Raw genomic sequence first — 16194 nt, 5'->3', positions numbered from 1 at the left:
CTCTTACAGCAACACGTCTCTTATGTTGATAAAGCCACATAAGAGACGTGTTGCTGTCGTCAGTTACGCTACAGAAATCACACGGCAAATCTTTTCACGAACCTGCTGCACCACTTCCCGTACGGTCTCCTCATTCTGAGCTTCGACCATAATACGGATCAACGGCTCAGTCCCACTAGCACGGAGCACGAGCCGCCCTTGATCGCCTAAAATAGACGCAGCCCATTGGCTAATCTCAGCCACTTCAGAGCTTCTAAGTGGATTTTCACCCGTGTAGCGCACATTTTCCAAAAGCTGAGGATAAGGCTTAAAGATCCGGCAAACTTGGCTGGCAGTTTGATCTTTCGCGACCATAACCGCTAAAACTTGTAGTGCCGCCAGCAAACCATCGCCTGTTGTGCCGTAATCAGACAATACCATATGGCCAGATTGCTCGCCGCCTAAATTCGCCTCCACCTGGCGCATACGCTCCACCACATAACGGTCGCCCACAGCTGTACGATGCAACGCCAGTCCCATCGTTTGGAGATATTTTTCTAACCCCATATTGGACATAACCGTTGCGACAACTTCCTGCCCTCTCAGGCGCCCCTGCTCATGCCATGATGCCGCAATAAGACCAAGAATCTGGTCTCCATCCACCAAATGTCCTTCTTCATCGGCAAAAAGAACACGGTCTGCATCGCCATCTAAAGCGATCCCACAATGCGCGCCGTGCTCTTTTACCGCCGCACACATACGCTGTGGATGTGTAGAGCCAACGCCATCGTTAATATTCACCCCATCTGGATGGCAGCCGATGGAAATCACCTCAGCCCCCAGCTCCCACAAAGCAGCAGGGGCAACACGGTAAGCAGAACCATTCGCACAATCGAGAACGATTTTAAGCCCATCTAAACGCAGCCCACGCGGGAAGGAGAATTTCACATTTTCCACATACCGCCCCGCAGCATCCGTTAGGCGAGACGCTTTACCGATATGTTCAGGCGTTGCCAATTTCCCCGACAAATCTTGCTGCATTAGGCCTTCGATATCCGCTTCCATCGCATCGGACAGCTTAAAACCATCAGGGCCAAAAAGCTTAATTCCATTATCCGTAAACGGATTATGGGATGCAGAAATCATCACGCCCAAATCCGCCCGCAAAGAACGGGTCAGAAAAGCGACGGCTGGCGTCGGAAGGGGGCCAACAAGAATGACATCCATCCCAGCGGCTAAGAAACCCGACACCAAGGCGCATTCAATCATATACCCTGAAAGACGCGTATCTTTACCGACAATCACCGTATGGCGATGGTTAGACTGCGTTGTAAATTGTATTCCCGCCGCTTGGCCAAGCTTTTGGGCGACCTCTACGGTCATCGGAGACGTATTAGCCTGACCGCGAATACCATCTGTACCAAAAAATACTCGCTTACCAGCCATGAATACGTCCCTCTCTCACCCGTCACATCGCGTCGATCCGACAATTCAGAATGCAACCCTGTGCATCAATAATAATCTGACGCCTTTAACACAAAACAGGCGTATAACGAACCTTCTCGTCATACGCCTGCCTCGTTAAACGTCTTTTTAAAAACGCCTATCAGCCGGGTTGTGGCACCGGTAGACCCCCTGCAGGAGCCCCACTTGAAGGTACAGAAGGACGACGGCCATTATAAGAGTGCGTCTCTTCGTCGCGGTTTAATGGCTCACCACGGATGATTTTCCCGACTTCTTCTCCCGTAATGGTCTCATATTCCATCAAGGCATCGGTAATACGGTGTAACTCATCCAGATGCGACAAGATCAGCTGACGGCACTGCTCATAAGCAGTATCGGACAAGCGACGCACTTCTTCATCAATCTGATGATGTGTCTCAGGAGAGACCATCCGCAAGTCAGCACAATCAATCATACCAATGCGATCACTCATCCCGAAGCGCATCACCATATTGCGCGCAAGCTTTGTCAGAGATTGAATATCCCCCGCAGCCCCAGCACTCACTTGGTCATGCCCGTAAATGACATCTTCAGCAATACGCCCACCAACACTCACAACAAGGTCAGCCATGCAACGTTGACGCTTATAAGAAATGTCATCCTTCTCCGGCAGGAAGAACGTCACACCCAAAGCCGGGCCACGCGGCAAGATCGTCACCTTATGAATAGGAACACTCCCTGGCGTATGATAGCCTGCCAAAGCATGCCCCGCTTCATGATAAGCCGTGGATCGCTTCTCTTCTTCTGTCATGACCATGGAGCGGCGTTCTGCCCCCATCAGCACTTTATCGCGTGCCTCTTCAAAATGATCCATCGTGACAGAGCGCGCATTTTGACGCGCAGCGAACAAGGCGGCCTCATTCACCAGATTGGCTAATTCAGCACCAGAGAAGCCCGGCGTTCCACGCGCAATAATGCGTGGATCCACATCAGATGAAAGCGGCACTTTCTTCATATGAACCTGAAGAATCTTCTCACGCCCATCCACATCGGGGTTAGAGACCACCACCTGGCGGTCAAAACGACCGGGACGCAGTAAGGCAGGATCAAGAACATCAGGACGGTTCGTCGCAGCAATCAGGATCACGCCCTCATTACTCTCAAACCCATCCATTTCGACCAGCATCTGATTAAGCGTTTGTTCGCGCTCATCATTGCCGCCGCCAATTCCTGAGCCACGGCTCCGCCCAACAGCATCAATCTCATCAATGAAGATAATGCATGGAGCAGACTTCTTACCTTGCTCGAACATGTCACGGACACGCGATGCCCCGACACCCACGAACATTTCAACGAAGTCTGAGCCAGAAACACTAAAGAAGGGAACATTCGCTTCACCCGCAACAGAACGTGCGAGCAAGGTCTTCCCCGTCCCAGGAGGGCCTGTCAGCAGCACCCCTTTGGGAATTCTCCCGCCAAGCTTTGTGAATTTTTGAGGATTTTTCAGAAAATCCACAATCTCCACAAGCTCTTCTTTCGCTTCCTCAACCCCAGCGACATCATCAAATGTCACACGACCTTTTTGCTCGGTCATCATCTTGGCGCGCGACTTTCCGAAGCCCATCGCACCACGACCACCCGCACCGCCATTTTGCATCTGGCGGAAGATCATGAAGCCAATCCCAAGAATCAACAGAATAGGCAGATAAGCAGCGACATAGCGGAGGAAAGGACTCTCATCACTCTGTGGAGGCTGCGCCTTCACCTCAATCCCTGCCGACGTCAAACGTGGCACTAAAGAAGGATCTGGCGGAGCGTATGTCTCAAAAGACGTTCCGTTTGTCAGGACACCTGAGATGTTCTGGTCACGGATCGCCACAGAACGCACGTCATGCTGGTCCACATCGTGGACAAAATCAGAATAGGCAATCTGTTGGACCGCTTTATGGCTGCCACCAGGCTGAAACGCTGTCAGCACGACGATGACGGCCATAACGATAACCACCCAGATCGCGGCATTACGACCGATGTTGTTCATCTTACTCTCATGATTTCACGAAAGCCGGATGTCCGGCAATCCGTTCTCTTACAACTCATCTCTCTAAAGATAGGCATTTCCTGCAATGATCCTACCCCTTTAATCAGAGAAAAGCGCTTTTATCGCCCTATGAAGGCCTGTTTTAACCAAAAGAACGCTCTCCCGTCACCGGAACACCGCTCTCCCACACAAAAGAACAGCGTGGTATACGACCATCGAGCCCACGTGCTTCTTCAGGGACAGCAACCACCTCTTCCTCACACCACAAGGCTGGAACAGTTTGTAACACAGCAGACGGCACTTCTCGCCCCTGTCGTAAAAAACATGTTGCTTGCCCTAAAGCCGCAATCTGGCAAGAGGTTTGATCAGGGCCCAGATACCGCCACCGGCCATCCCATCGCTGGCCCGTCTGAGCCGCTACACCCGCAGCGACCCCGCGTTGCTCACGCAACAGAACAATGTCCTGATGCGCCTCACGCCATGTGACACACACACCACCAAGCGTTCCACAACCCTGTTGCCATAAACGCTGAACGGCCTCTCTATTGGCCTCATAAAGCCGTCCACCGATCAGTTTTATCAATCGCGCAAGGCCATCTAACATACCATCCTTATTCATCATCTCCCAAGCAGAGCGGTTAAGGCTCACCCAGCCTTCAGGATGCCAGACTATCTGTTCTGCTAGCCACTGAGCCACCTGCTGGTCGCGTTTCTTTTGGCGAGCAAGCGCCTGACCGTTCAACGCTGTCATCTCTTCCCGCTGAGACGGCGTCATATCTTGACGTATTTGCACACGACGATAATGACGTTTTTGATTAGACGGGTCTTCGCACCAATTGACGCCGGCCGTTCGCAAGGTTGCTCGCAAACGTTCTGGCCTTACTCTCAGCAGAGGCCGCACGACAGCGATCCGCTCTCGTACAGCTCGTGGTGCCATACCACACAGCCCACCAAATCCACTCGCACGCTCCTGACGCATCATCACCGTTTCTTCTTGATCCGCTGCGTGATGAGCAACAAGCAGAACATGTCCACCTGCCTGAACACAAGCGCGTTCCAGACATTGAAAGCGCGCTATTCGCGCTTGTTCTTGCGTACTTCCAGAAGCAAGTGTTCTCAACGTAACGAGCTGTGATGGCACATCTAATGCCGCCAATCGGGCGCAGGTTTGTTGCGCTTCAGCTGGAGATTCCGCCCGCAAACCATGATCCACCACAAGGGCTACCACATAACGGCGCCAACGACGTGCCATAACAGCCAACGCCATCGAGTCCGCTCCTCCTGACACAGCCAGCATAACGGGCGTTTCTGGACAGTCAGGCGGAAATGGCCCCAGCGGCTCAATGAGCGCTAAAAATTCATTCTCACTGACAGGCTGCACGTGCGCGGAAGACTTTTTCAGACGCTTTAACGCGCTCTGGTGCATTAGGGAACTCATGTTTCAGACGTTGCAATGCTTCGCACGCTGAGTTCTTATCCTTCAGCGCAAGCATCGCACCTGACACACCTAACAAGGCTTCAGGAGCACGTTTAGACTGAGGGTCTTTGCTGTACGTATCATAATAAGCGAGTGCTGCTTTTTGATAGGCTTTTTTACCTGCGAGAGACTGCGCTAACAAAAACTGAGCTTCAGTTTTACCCCAGCTACTATGGGCCGTTTTCAACGCCTCCCGTGCAAGCCGCTCCGCCTCATCATAATGATGGGCTTTGATCGCAAGAGCACCATCATGAAGATTTTGCTTAGCCGTAGAAACGGAACTGTTCGCTGATTTATGCTCCTCATTTACAACTGCTGGAGCTGCAACAGCAGCGGCATGACGTGGAGCCGCCCCTTGTTGAGCAAACTGCATATCACTGAGCTGCTTGCTCGTATTAGCCTCATCCTGATGAACTTGATTCGTAAGCTGGTCAACATCACCACGTAAGGTTCGCACTTGCCCCTCTAAAGCACTGACACGCTCCAATAAACGCGTCACAAGGTCACCGCCCGCTTTTTTCGTCACCTTCCCTTGGGAAGAGCCATTGCCTTCGTCTGAAGCCGCAAGAGGTGGTGCCAAGCTTTCCCCATCTACGTTCTCACTCGCCGGCTCGTCTCCCCCGCCATTTTGTTGGGCAAGATGCTGGTGCTGGCGCATAATCGCTTCACGCGACAGCCCTTCATCATCGGCAGAAGCCACAGGCCCAGCCATTGACCCACCAAGCACTACCGAGAGCACCGCCAAACGCAGCATAGAAGACGCAGCTAAACGGGACATGAACATTTCCCTCACATAAAAAAGTCGGGTTAAGCAATAAGCTGCTCAACCCGACCAATCAACCTTTACAGAACAGATGAGTATCAGAACTCATGAACTCAGCGTACGGATGTAATCGCGTTACGATTCTGGGCCCATGCATCCTGGCTATCACCGTCGACAGCAGGGCGATCCTTACCATAAGAAATAGTTGAGATGCGCTGTGCGTTCACACCTTTCGACTCAAGATATTCACGAGCGGCATTGGCACGACGCTGACCCAGAGCAATGTTATATTCCTCCGTCCCACGATCATCGCAGTTACCAGCGATCAACACATTAACTTGTGGATAACGGGCCAGCCAAGCAGCCTGCTTATCCAGTGTCACGCGTGCTTCACCGCTAATCTGATTCTGATTCAGAGCAAAGTACACACGGTCCCCAGCGCTCGCAACGAGGTCTGCTTCACTACCTGGAACAGGGCCGGCATTGACCTGAGGGGCCACATCCTGGCCTGTCCCGCCAACGTCATGCTTATCATGATCGCCACTGCATGCTGTCAAAGCTAAAGCAATACCCAATGCCGCACATGTCTTAAAACTTTTCATCTCAACCTCTACGGTATTTATAAAATACTAGAAAAACCTGCGCTTTATTTCCCTAAAACACAAGAACGAAATCAACGCCGTTTTGGTGACCATGCTGGGTCAGAAGCACCCGTCGCCGTAGGTAAGATATGTTCATTAAACCCAGCAACATCAATAACCCCAATCGTTGATGTAAAGCCAGCACCTCCAGCGCCTGCTTCACTCTGCCGACAAAAGGTCAACGCACGACCATTTGGTGCAAAGCTTGGACTCTCCACCGTAAAGCCTTCTGTGAGAATACGCTCCCCGGTGCCATCAGGATTCATCACCCCCAGGGAGAAGCGTCCTTGATGAATACGCGTAAACGCAATCACATCGCCACGGGGAGACCAAACCGGCGATCCATAGCGCCCCGCCCCATAGGAAATACGACGGGCACCGTCACCTGAAGCACTCATAACGTAGAGCTGCGGGCTACCGCCACGGTCAGAGTTAAAGACAATTTGCTGACCATCTGGACTATAACACGGGCTTGTATCAATCACCCCCGGGGAGCTCGTCAACCGACGCCGCTGCTGACTGGCCAAATCAACCTGATACAGATCCGCTCCACCATCGGAGGTCGTCGCTGACAAAATAATTGCCTTGCCATGAGGCGCAAAACGTGGGGCAAACGAAATCCCTTCAAACGCCCCTAACATGCGCTGACGGCCAGAGTTAATATCGTATGTATACACACGAGGGCGGTCTTGCGCGTAAGAGAGGAACGCAATTTCCTCACTCACAGGGCTAAAGCGCGGCTCCAACGTCAGCCAGCGCCCATCAGTCAACATATGAGGATTCATCCCGTCTTGGTCCATAATAGCAAGACGGGTGGTCTGGCGCCGCCGTGGCCCCGTACGCGCGACGTAGGCGATCCGTGTATCAAAATAGCCTTCTTCACCCATCAAGCGCTGATAAATAACATCAGCGATGATATGGGCAATACGGCGCCAATCCGCGACTGGAGCCGTGTAGGCCGTCCCTTGGATTTGCTGCCCAACCAGTACGTCCCAAAGGCGCATTTCAACACGAAGCTGCCCGCTTTCAACCACGGTACCAGCTACCGCAGCCCGCGCGCCACGCGCTTTTAAGGCTCTAAAGTCAGGCTGAACATTGGGGGGCACCTCGCCCGGTAAGATCTGAAACAGACCTGTATTGCCCAAGTCTGCAGCAATCACGCTCGCAATACGCTGCCCCACGCCCGGCCCGAAGTCAGGCACAATGATGGGGATCGGTGCTTGATGCGCATTAGCGACCGTAATCTCAGGGCTCGAAGCACTGTTTCCTTGGGCTAAAGCGCGCAATGGGGAAGCGATAACGCCGCCCGCCGCTAAACCACCCAATAGAGAACGCCGTGAAAAATGTGCCTTAAGCGCTTCAGCTTCCTTGTTAGAAAAAAAGGACATGTGCAGATACCTCTTGAAAATCAGGGCTTGAAGACAAAACGAAATTGCCGCCTTTGCCCCAACATACGGGACGGAATAGGCAAACGTGCACAGACGGGGCTCAAGACAGCCGCACGAGCCCGTTCTGCCTGAACGCGATAAGACGGATCTGCCGCCATCCGCGTGGCCGTCTCTGGCGCAAAGGAAACGAGGTGCGCCTCACCCGCTCCATCAACAGTCACAATAAGATGCGCCTCAAAATGCGCATAATTCCGCGCCGCTGTATCTTCTTGATAACAACGCTGCACGGAGCTTCCAATAGCGTTTTGCTCACCACTGGTTAATGCACGCGTATCCCCATCAGGACGACCACCTCCCAAACGCGACCCACCCTGTTGAGGATTGGCCTGCGCACGCGGTGGATGGTCCTGCTTCTGCTCGGTACGGAAGCTCTCCAATGTCGCCAGGAGCGAGTGACTATCAGCTTGATGTTTCGGCGCCTCGTGGGCTTGGTGCGTTTGCGATGGCTGTGGTTTAGCAGGCGGTTTTTCAACCTGATGCTCCGCTGCCTTAATTTGCGCAGGTTTTGCCTGCGTCTTATGAGCTGGCTTTGGCTTTTCGCTTACCTCACCTTTTTCACTCGGCGGCGCTTTTTGCTGAACCGGTGTTAAAGCCTGTTTAGGTGTTGGCTCAGGCGATGCCTGCGCCTCTGGCGGAGGAGGAGGAACCGGAGGTGTTGGTTCAGGTGGGGCAGGCTTTGGTGGCTCAGGCGTTGGAGGCGCTTTGACCTCCGTCGGCGCTGGAGGGGCCGGCACCTGTGCCTTTTGAGAGGCACGTGCCGACACGCTGGAAGACGGTGTTGCTTCATACACCATCTCAACCGGCTGTTCTGGCTTTGGCTCAGGCAATGGAGGAGAGTTCCAGTGCCAAAGAAGCAGAAAAAGCCCCCCCCCGTGAATAAGAGAGGAAAGGATGACACAGCCCCAGACCGCACTGCCCTCGTCACGAGGAAGCCGAACCGAAGGTGTCTCTGCTAACAGAGGAGAAGACGCCACGAGGGAGACCTCCTTACGGACTGCTCTGGGGTTGTTGGGCTAAAAGCGCGACATGATTAAAGCCACCTGCCGTAATTTGCCCCATCAGCTGCATGACCTGCCCATAATCAATTTTGGAATCAGCACGGACAAACACACGCCGTCCGGTTTCATTACCAGCTAACTGACGCAAACGGTCCAGCAACGCATCACGGCTGACAGCATCATCACCCAGATACAGCCCACCATCGCTTTTAAGTGATACGGTAATCGGGCGATTATCGCTATTGACCGGCGATGCCGTTGTTTTAGGCAAATCAACATTCACACCGCTGCTCATCATCGGAGCTGTCACCATAAAGATGATGAGCAGCACCAACATGACATCCACCAGCGGCGTCACATTAATATCAGATGCTGGGCGGTGGCGAGCTGTCCGCCTCAAGCCTCTTCTTCCTGAAGAAATGGCCATGATCTCAGCCTTTCTCGGTATGTCGCTCTTCAGATTGACGAGACAAAATTGCAGCAAACTCTGTCCCGAAAGCTTCCATGCGGTCAGAGAAATTATCCAACGCACGGCTAATCAAGTTATAGGCAATATAAGCAGGAATAGCCGTGATCAAACCAATCGCCGTCGCAAAGAGAGCTTCAGAAATACCCGGTGCAACAACCGAAAGATTTGTATTATGCATCGCCGCGATAGACGCGAAGGCATGCATAATGCCCCACACTGTACCAAACAATCCTACAAAAGGAGCGACTGGCCCAATCGTCGCCAACAGCACCACAAAACGACTTAAACGGTCACTCTCACGGCCGATCGTAATCCCAATAGCCCGATCAATACGCTCTTGCGTGCCACCTCGGAGGATATCAATCCCTGTAATACGGGATGAACGGCGCCATTCCCCCATAGCAGCCCCAAAAACGGCCGCTAATGGATGGACAGGACGCGCCCCTTCGCGATCATACAGCTCATCAAGTGAACCCCCTGACCAAAAACGATCCTCAAACGCATTCGCTTCTTTTTTGATGCGATGCAGCAGCAGAATTTTTTCGATAATAATGGCCCAAACCAGCACGCTGCACAGAACCAAACCTATCATGACGAGTTGCACAACAAAGGATGCGTGCAAAAACAGATGCACCGGCGATAATCCCGTTGCACCAACAGCGCCCAGAGCACTTGATGTCACACCTTGATCCACTCTGCTCTCTCCTGCTTCCGTTACAGCTTTGTTTCTTTGCAAGCATCACTCAACGACGTCATAGAGTGTCGCGTTTCTTACCCTCCTTCATGACATCCTAGAGCCAATGACGAAAGCCTGTTTTTTCTAACGGTTTAGTCAGGGAGAGACGTTTTCCTGCAATGCGGAAAGACAATCACAATAATGTGGCGGAATACGGACAGGGCTCATCCGTTCTATATCCAGACAACCGAGTTCCACAGTCAAAGACACAGCATGCTGATGATCGCGCGAGAGGTTGTAAATCTTCTGCGCTAACACCAGCCGCACACCTGTATTTTTCAACAAGACCGTCTCGACAGAGAGTACGTCATCAAGGCGCAAAGGGGCATGATAATGCGCTTCTAAACGACGCACGACAAAGCCAATCCCTTCTTGTTGAGCGAGCGCACCGACTTCCATCCCTAAAGACCGCAAAGCCTCTGCCCGTCCGCGTTCAGCAAAACCAAGATACCGCGCATGATAGACAATCCCACCCGCATCCGTATCTTCATAATACACACGAAACTGCGATGTATGTGCCGCCATAATGCCCCTAAAATAATGTTGGAGACTGCGTATGCGAGGGAGGGGTTAGCCCTAAATAACGCCAGCCCGGGTCTCCCAGCATACGGCCTCGTGATGTCCGTAAAATCAGCCCTTCTTGGATCAGATAAGGCTCAATGACATCTTCGAGTGTATCACGTGCCTCCGCTAAAGCGGCGGCCAATGTCTCCACCCCGACAGGCCCCCCGCGATGGTGGTCTGCAATGCGACGAAGATAGCGACGATCCATGGCATCTAAACCGTGCGAATCGACTTCCAGTCGTGACAAGGCTGCATCAGCCAAGCGCTGGTCAATCTTCTCCTTCTTCGCCACAAGGGCAAAATCACGCACACGGCGCAAAAGGCGCCCAGCGATACGCGGCGTGCCACGTGAGCGTTTCGCAATTTCCTGCGCACCATCTTCTGTCAGATGAACGCCCAGCTTCTTCGCCCCGCGCGTGACAATCTGACGCAGCTCATCGGGCGTATAAAAGACTAACCGTAGCGGAATCCCAAAACGATCCCGCAAGGGCGTGGCCAACAAGCCAGAACGAGTCGTTGCAGCCACAAGCGTGAAGGGAGCAAGATCAATCCGCACAGAGCGCGCAGCGGGCCCTTCACCAATGACGAGATCAAGCTGGAAATCTTCCATCGCAGGATAAAGCACTTCCTCAATCGCTGGTTGAAGACGGTGTATCTCATCAATAAACAACACATCACGTGGCTGAAGATTGGTCAGAATGGCCGCTAAGTCTCCAGAGCGTTGGATAACAGGGCCTGATGTTGCCCGAAAGCCAACCCCAAGCTCTTTTGAGACAATCTGCGCTAATGTCGTCTTCCCAAGCCCTGGCGGCCCATGCAGCAGGACATGATCTAAGGCTTCCGATCGCGCTTTAGCCGCTTCAATAAAGACAGAGAGATTTTCGCGACTCGCTTTCTGACCTGTAAAATCTGCCAAGCTCTGAGGGCGCAGCCCCACATCCGCCGCATCTTCGGGATAACGGCTTGCATCCGTTTCCTGTGCTTTATCCGTCCAGCCTTGCGATTCATCTATCATCACGCAAGCTCCTTAAGAGCGAGGCGCAAAATAAGATCCAACGCCGCACCCTTATTCTCAGCGAGAAGGCGGCTCACAATGGGCCAACTTTCAGCTCGCTTAAAGCCCAGCCCTTCGAGAGCCAGCAAGGCATCACTTTCCACCCCAGCTACAGCGGAGCCACCCTTCTTGCCAACACCCTGCGTAGCCGAGGCCACAGTGCCAACAGGAACAGGCATTTTTGCGACTTTACTTTTAAGCTCTGTCAGAAGTCGCGTTGCCAAACGTGGGCCAACCCCACTGGCTTGCGTGAATGGAAGCTTATCCTCAACCGTCACAGCCTGCCAAAGCGATGATGGTGTGTTGACGGACAAAATCCCCAACGCCACGCGTGACCCAACCCCTTGCACCGTTGTCAGCAAACGAAACCATGACCGCTCTTCAGCATCTGCAAAACCGAAAAGCTGGATCGCATCTTCACGCACGATGGTTTCAATCAAAACACGCGCAACCTCTGGCGGATGAGGCAGCTGTTCTAACGTCCGTGTTGAGGCAAACACCACATAGCCCACGCCGTTGACATCAACGAGGCAACGATCTGGCTCTATATCCCCAACTAAGCCTGTCAGCTGTCCGATCATGCCATTGAGATCCCTCTGGCTATCTGCTGAGCACTCGCACGATGATGAGCATGACAAATAGCCATCGCTAAGGCATCAGCAGCATCAGCACGACGCAACTCTGCCCCTGGCAGAAGCCGGCGCACCATCATCGTAATTTGGTCTTTTGTCGCAGCACCTGTACCCACCACGGCCCGCTTAACAGCACGTGCCCCATATTCATGCACCGCAACCCCCGCCAAAGCAGGCACGAGCAATGCGACACCACGCGCATAGCCAAGCTTTAACGTGGAAGAGCCATTGCGATTAACGTAGGTCTCTTCCACAGCCGCTTCAGCAGGGCCGTAGCGCGTTATCAGCTCTTGCAGCCCGTCATGAAGCACACAAAGGCGACGAGGCACATCGTCTTTCGCATCTGTCGCCAACACGCCATCAGCAACATGACGCAACCGATTGCCGTCCACATCTATGACACCCCAGCCCATAAAACGCAGGCCGGGGTCAAGGCCTAACAGACGAATCAAGCGCTCAGTGCCTGCGCAACCTCATCAGAGAGGTCAAAGTTGGCATAAACAGCCTGAACGTCGTCGTTCTCTTCCAGAACATCAATGAGCTTGAGCACGGAGCGTGCTTTTTCCTCATCCAATGACACGGTCGTTTGAGGGCGCCAATCTAGCTTGGCAGAGCGTGGCTCACCGAAACGCGCTTCCAGTGCATCACGCACGCTCATGAGATCCTGCATAGAGGTCACAATCTCATGACCGTCCTCGGTCATCTGCACATCATCCGCCCCTGCCTCAATCGCCACTTCCAGCATCTCATCTTCTGACGCCGCTTCAGCGGGATACCTGATCACACCAATATGATCGAAACCAAAGGAGACAGAGTTTGTCTCTCCAAGAGAGCCGCCATGTTTAGAAAAGGATGAACGCACTTCAGCAGCCGTGCGGTTACGGTTATCGGTCAACCCTTCGATGATGATGGCAACCCCGGCTGGGCCATAGCCTTCGTAACGCACTTCCACATAATCTTCACCGCCAGCAGCCCCTGACGCTTTTCGGATCGCGCGCTCAACCGTGTCCTTTGGCATGTTCACTTCACGAGCAGCGAGAATAGCCGCACGTAACCGTGGATTCATGGCTGGGTCAGGCAGACCAGAACGCGTTGCCACCGTAATTTCACGAATAACTTTAGCAAATTGCTTAGCACGACGCGCATCCTGCGCGCCTTTACGATGCATAATATTTTTAAATTGTGAATGTCCTGCCATGGACTCCCCTTCTCCTTCGTTCGTTTACGGCTTGCTACACTTAGAGCAGCTTACCATGACAATGTTTGAATTTGTGAACCGATCCGCAGGGGCATGGCGCATTACGGGGCACTTCTGCCCGCCAGCGCGCCAAGGTCTCTGCATCAATGACCCCCTCTTGTTGTGATGACTGCTGAGGCGCTTCAACGACGTGCTCTTCTTCACGAGGGGCAGCAGCAGGCTCTTCTGAGGCTGGCGGTGGTTCCGCCGTTGTTTGTAGATGCGATAAAGTCTGCACCACACGCAAGCGCATATCCGCCAGCATAGCCCCAAACATCTGGAATGCTTCATGCTTATATTCGTTGAGCGGATCACGCTGCCCATAAGCGCGCAGACCAATCCCCTGACGCATCTGATCCAAAGCGTGCAGATGCTCCTTCCATGACGCATCAAGTGAGGTCAGCAAGATATGCTTCTCGACCATCCGCATCATATCCGGCCCCATCGTTGCCGCCTTCGCAGCATGAGCTTTGACCGCTTCGCTATCAATACGCTCAATGATGGTTTCTTCATCCACACCATCTTCCTCCGCCCATTGAGCGATAGGCAGATCAAGCGCCAAATTATCCTTCATTTCGCGCTGTAAGCCATCCACATCCCATGCTTCCACAAAGGACTTTTCAGGAATGTGTGTCTGAACCACTTCATCAACGACATTCAGACGAAGGTCATTCACGACAGAAGACACGTCTGTTGCCGCCATATATTCCCGACGTTGGGAATACACCTCGCGGCGCTGGTCATTCATGACATCATCATATTTCAACGTGTTTTTACGCATGTCGAAGTTACGCGCTTCGACCTTCTTTTGGGCCTTTTCAAGAGCACGGTTAAGCCATGGATGAACAATGGCCTCCCCTTCCTTAAGCCCCATTTTCTGCATCATCCCGCCCATGCGGTTCGTGCCAAAAATACGGATCAGGTCATCTTCTAGCGATAGGAAGAAGCGTGAATTACCGGGGTCACCCTGACGACCGGCACGCCCACGAAGCTGATTATCTACGCGGCGACTTTCATGACGTTCTGTGCCGATCACATACAAACCGCCAGCCTTATAGACGATATCGTGATCACGTTCGACTTGAGCACGCACTTCAGCAGCCGCCTTCTCGCGCCCTGCCTCATCATCCTCCGGCAATTGAGCAAGACGTTCATCGATAAGCATATCGACATTACCACCAAGCTTAATATCCGTCCCACGGCCAGCCATATTGGTCGCAATGGTAATCGCTCCCGGCGCCCCCGCTTGGGCAATAATACTCGCCTCACGCTCATGCTGGCGTGCGTTAAGCACATTGTGAGGGATGCGGCGCTGTGTCAGCAAGTTTGAGAGATACTCACTTTTCTCAATCGACGCCGTTCCAACCAAAATAGGCTGCTGTGTCGCACGCACTTGTTCAATCAAATCCGCAACGGCTTTGTATTTTTCAGCAGCGGTCAGATAGACCTCATCATCCGTATCCACCCGCCTTACAGGGAGGTTGGTGGGGATCTCGACAACATCCAGCTTATAAATTTCAGCAAACTCATCAGCCTCGGTCATGGCCGTGCCAGTCATACCAGACAGTTTTGGATAGAGGCGGAAATAATTCTGGAAGGTGATAGAAGCCAGCGTCTGGTTCTCTTGCTGGATCTCGACCCCTTCTTTCGCTTCCAACGCTTGATGAAGCCCGTCGGAATAGCGGCGCCCATCCATCATACGACCGGTGAATTCATCAACGAGAATAAGCTTCCCATCGCGCACCATATAGTCCACATCACGCGAAAAGAGCGTATGGGCACGCAATGATTGCTGCACATGATGAACCACCGCGACATTGTTGATGTCGTACAGTCCACCTTCTTTTAAGACACCTGCTTCACGCAACAGCTCTTCCACACGGTCAGACCCCTCTTCTGTCAGGGTGACCGTGCGCATCTTCTCGTCTTTGTCATACATATCCGGCTCGTTCACCAAACGTGCAATAACGACATCAACATGACGATACAGGTCTGAACTATCATCAGCAGGCCCAGAGATAATCAATGGGGTGCGTGCTTCATCAATGAGGATGCTATCAACCTCATCAACAATGGCGAAATTGAAGGGACGCTGAACCATTTCCTCCAGCGTGTATTTCATATTATCGCGCAGATAATCGAAGCCAAATTCGTTATTCGTGCCGTACGTAATATCGGACTGGTATGCTTCCCGGCGCTGATCATCAGAGAGGTTGGGGACAATGACACCGGTGCTCAACCCTAAGAAACCGTATAAGACGGACATCTCTGCCGCATCACGGCTCGCCAGATAATCGTTAACGGTAACAACATGCACACCCTTGCCCGCTAAGGCATTGAGATACACGGCTAACGTTGCGACGAGCGTTTTCCCCTCACCGGTTCGCATTTCAGAAATACGCCCGTCATGAAGCACCATGCCGCCAATGAGCTGCACATCAAAATGGCGCATCCCTAAAACACGACGCGATGCCTCCCGGCAGACAGCAAAGGCTTCCGGCAGCAGGCTATCAAGGCTTGCACCATCAGCAATACGCTGACGAAATTCTTGCGTCTTTTGGCGCAACTGCCCGTCACTCAGCGCCTTAACGTCAGGCTCAAGAGCGTTAATCTCTGGTACGCGTTTTTGATAGCGCTTAAGAGAGCGATCATTAGCGAAGCCGAAGAGGGCGCGAGCAAGGCGTGCAATCATGATGAACCCTGAAATGCTGACCC

At 52.8% G+C, this 16194-nt stretch carries 15 protein-coding genes; all 15 read right to left on the bottom strand.

Annotation, left to right across the window (positions count from 1 at the left end; all coding sequences use genetic code 11):
• Positions 1 to 63 precede the first annotated feature (63 nt).
• Positions 64 to 1425: a phosphoglucosamine mutase gene (gene glmM, locus F457_RS0109335; protein WP_018980876.1), complete on the bottom strand. Its 1362-nt coding sequence runs from the start codon at positions 1423 to 1425 to the stop codon at positions 64 to 66.
• 160 nt (positions 1426 to 1585) lie between these two features.
• Positions 1586 to 3460, bottom strand: coding sequence for an ATP-dependent zinc metalloprotease FtsH (gene ftsH, locus F457_RS0109330; protein ID WP_018980875.1), 1875 nt, complete (start codon positions 3458 to 3460; stop codon positions 1586 to 1588).
• Between the two features lie 142 nt (positions 3461 to 3602).
• A complete protein-coding gene (gene tilS / locus F457_RS0109325) occupies positions 3603 to 4886 on the bottom strand; it encodes a tRNA lysidine(34) synthetase TilS (RefSeq protein WP_169584122.1) in 1284 nt (427 codons plus the stop codon).
• The gene (locus tag F457_RS12765; protein WP_018980873.1) at positions 4825 to 5715 is read right to left on the bottom strand and encodes a hypothetical protein; all 891 of its coding nucleotides are present in this window, start codon (positions 5713 to 5715) and stop codon (positions 4825 to 4827) included. Before F457_RS12765 ends, tilS begins: the two co-directional genes overlap by 62 nt.
• Before the next feature lie 98 nt (positions 5716 to 5813).
• Positions 5814 to 6302 carry a peptidoglycan-associated lipoprotein Pal gene (pal, locus tag F457_RS0109315; protein WP_018980872.1) on the bottom strand — a complete coding sequence of 163 codons (489 nt, stop codon included), beginning with the start codon at positions 6300 to 6302 and terminating at the stop codon, positions 5814 to 5816.
• Between the two features lie 71 nt (positions 6303 to 6373).
• Complete coding sequence (gene tolB, locus F457_RS0109310; RefSeq protein WP_018980871.1) at positions 6374 to 7729, bottom strand: Tol-Pal system beta propeller repeat protein TolB; 1356 nt, start codon at positions 7727 to 7729, stop codon at positions 6374 to 6376.
• Between the two features lie 20 nt (positions 7730 to 7749).
• Positions 7750 to 8763, bottom strand: a complete 1014-nt coding sequence (locus F457_RS0109305; RefSeq protein WP_018980870.1) for a hypothetical protein — start codon at positions 8761 to 8763, stop codon at positions 7750 to 7752.
• Positions 8764 to 8776: 13 nt separating this feature from the next.
• Positions 8777 to 9214: a protein TolR gene (tolR, locus tag F457_RS0109300; RefSeq protein WP_018980869.1), complete on the bottom strand. Its 438-nt coding sequence runs from the start codon at positions 9212 to 9214 to the stop codon at positions 8777 to 8779.
• Between the two features lie 4 nt (positions 9215 to 9218).
• A complete protein-coding gene (gene tolQ / locus F457_RS0109295; RefSeq protein ID WP_018980868.1) occupies positions 9219 to 9950 on the bottom strand; it encodes a protein TolQ in 732 nt (243 codons plus the stop codon).
• 138 nt (positions 9951 to 10088) lie between these two features.
• Positions 10089 to 10517 carry a YbgC/FadM family acyl-CoA thioesterase gene (locus F457_RS0109290; RefSeq protein WP_018980867.1) on the bottom strand — a complete coding sequence of 143 codons (429 nt, stop codon included), beginning with the start codon at positions 10515 to 10517 and terminating at the stop codon, positions 10089 to 10091.
• A 7-nt stretch (positions 10518 to 10524) separates the two neighbouring features.
• Positions 10525 to 11571, bottom strand: a complete 1047-nt coding sequence (gene ruvB / locus F457_RS0109285; protein WP_018980866.1) for a Holliday junction branch migration DNA helicase RuvB — start codon at positions 11569 to 11571, stop codon at positions 10525 to 10527.
• Complete coding sequence (gene ruvA, locus F457_RS0109280; protein ID WP_018980865.1) at positions 11571 to 12191, bottom strand: Holliday junction branch migration protein RuvA; 621 nt, start codon at positions 12189 to 12191, stop codon at positions 11571 to 11573. Before ruvA ends, ruvB begins: the two co-directional genes overlap by 1 nt.
• Positions 12188 to 12694 carry a crossover junction endodeoxyribonuclease RuvC gene (ruvC, locus tag F457_RS0109275; RefSeq protein WP_018980864.1) on the bottom strand — a complete coding sequence of 169 codons (507 nt, stop codon included), beginning with the start codon at positions 12692 to 12694 and terminating at the stop codon, positions 12188 to 12190. Before ruvC ends, ruvA begins: the two co-directional genes overlap by 4 nt.
• Positions 12691 to 13440: a YebC/PmpR family DNA-binding transcriptional regulator gene (locus F457_RS0109270; protein ID WP_018980863.1), complete on the bottom strand. Its 750-nt coding sequence runs from the start codon at positions 13438 to 13440 to the stop codon at positions 12691 to 12693. Before F457_RS0109270 ends, ruvC begins: the two co-directional genes overlap by 4 nt.
• A gap of 40 nt (positions 13441 to 13480) precedes the next feature.
• Positions 13481 to 16171 carry a preprotein translocase subunit SecA gene (secA, locus tag F457_RS0109265; protein WP_018980862.1) on the bottom strand — a complete coding sequence of 897 codons (2691 nt, stop codon included), beginning with the start codon at positions 16169 to 16171 and terminating at the stop codon, positions 13481 to 13483.
• Positions 16172 to 16194: the final 23 nt, after the last annotated feature.

This window comes from Saccharibacter floricola DSM 15669, from assembly GCF_000378165.1.
GTDB lineage: Bacteria > Pseudomonadota > Alphaproteobacteria > Acetobacterales > Acetobacteraceae > Saccharibacter > Saccharibacter floricola.
The sequence above is the reverse complement of the archived record's forward strand: the minus strand, read 5'-3'. Positions and strand labels throughout refer to the sequence as shown.

Excerpts from the sequence above, each read along its gene's own strand:
- F457_RS12765 (WP_018980873.1), bottom strand. The coding sequence starts at position 5,715 with ATGTCCCGTTTAGCTGCGTCTTCTATGCTGCGTTTGGCGGTGCTCTCG.
- ftsH (WP_018980875.1), bottom strand. The coding sequence starts at position 3,460 with ATGAACAACATCGGTCGTAATGCCGCGATCTGGGTGGTTATCGTTATG.
- F457_RS0109290 (WP_018980867.1), bottom strand. The coding sequence starts at position 10,517 with ATGGCGGCACATACATCGCAGTTTCGTGTGTATTATGAAGATACGGAT.
- ruvB (WP_018980866.1), bottom strand. The coding sequence starts at position 11,571 with ATGATAGATGAATCGCAAGGCTGGACGGATAAAGCACAGGAAACGGAT.
- tolR (WP_018980869.1), bottom strand. The coding sequence starts at position 9,214 with ATGGCCATTTCTTCAGGAAGAAGAGGCTTGAGGCGGACAGCTCGCCAC.
- secA (WP_018980862.1), bottom strand. The coding sequence starts at position 16,171 with ATGATTGCACGCCTTGCTCGCGCCCTCTTCGGCTTCGCTAATGATCGC.
- tolB (WP_018980871.1), bottom strand. The coding sequence starts at position 7,729 with ATGTCCTTTTTTTCTAACAAGGAAGCTGAAGCGCTTAAGGCACATTTT.
- ruvA (WP_018980865.1), bottom strand. The coding sequence starts at position 12,191 with ATGATCGGACAGCTGACAGGCTTAGTTGGGGATATAGAGCCAGATCGT.
- glmM (WP_018980876.1), bottom strand. The coding sequence starts at position 1,425 with ATGGCTGGTAAGCGAGTATTTTTTGGTACAGATGGTATTCGCGGTCAG.
- tilS (WP_169584122.1), bottom strand. The coding sequence starts at position 4,886 with ATGCACCAGAGCGCGTTAAAGCGTCTGAAAAAGTCTTCCGCGCACGTG.
- pal (WP_018980872.1), bottom strand. The coding sequence starts at position 6,302 with ATGAAAAGTTTTAAGACATGTGCGGCATTGGGTATTGCTTTAGCTTTG.
- F457_RS0109270 (WP_018980863.1), bottom strand. The coding sequence starts at position 13,440 with ATGGCAGGACATTCACAATTTAAAAATATTATGCATCGTAAAGGCGCG.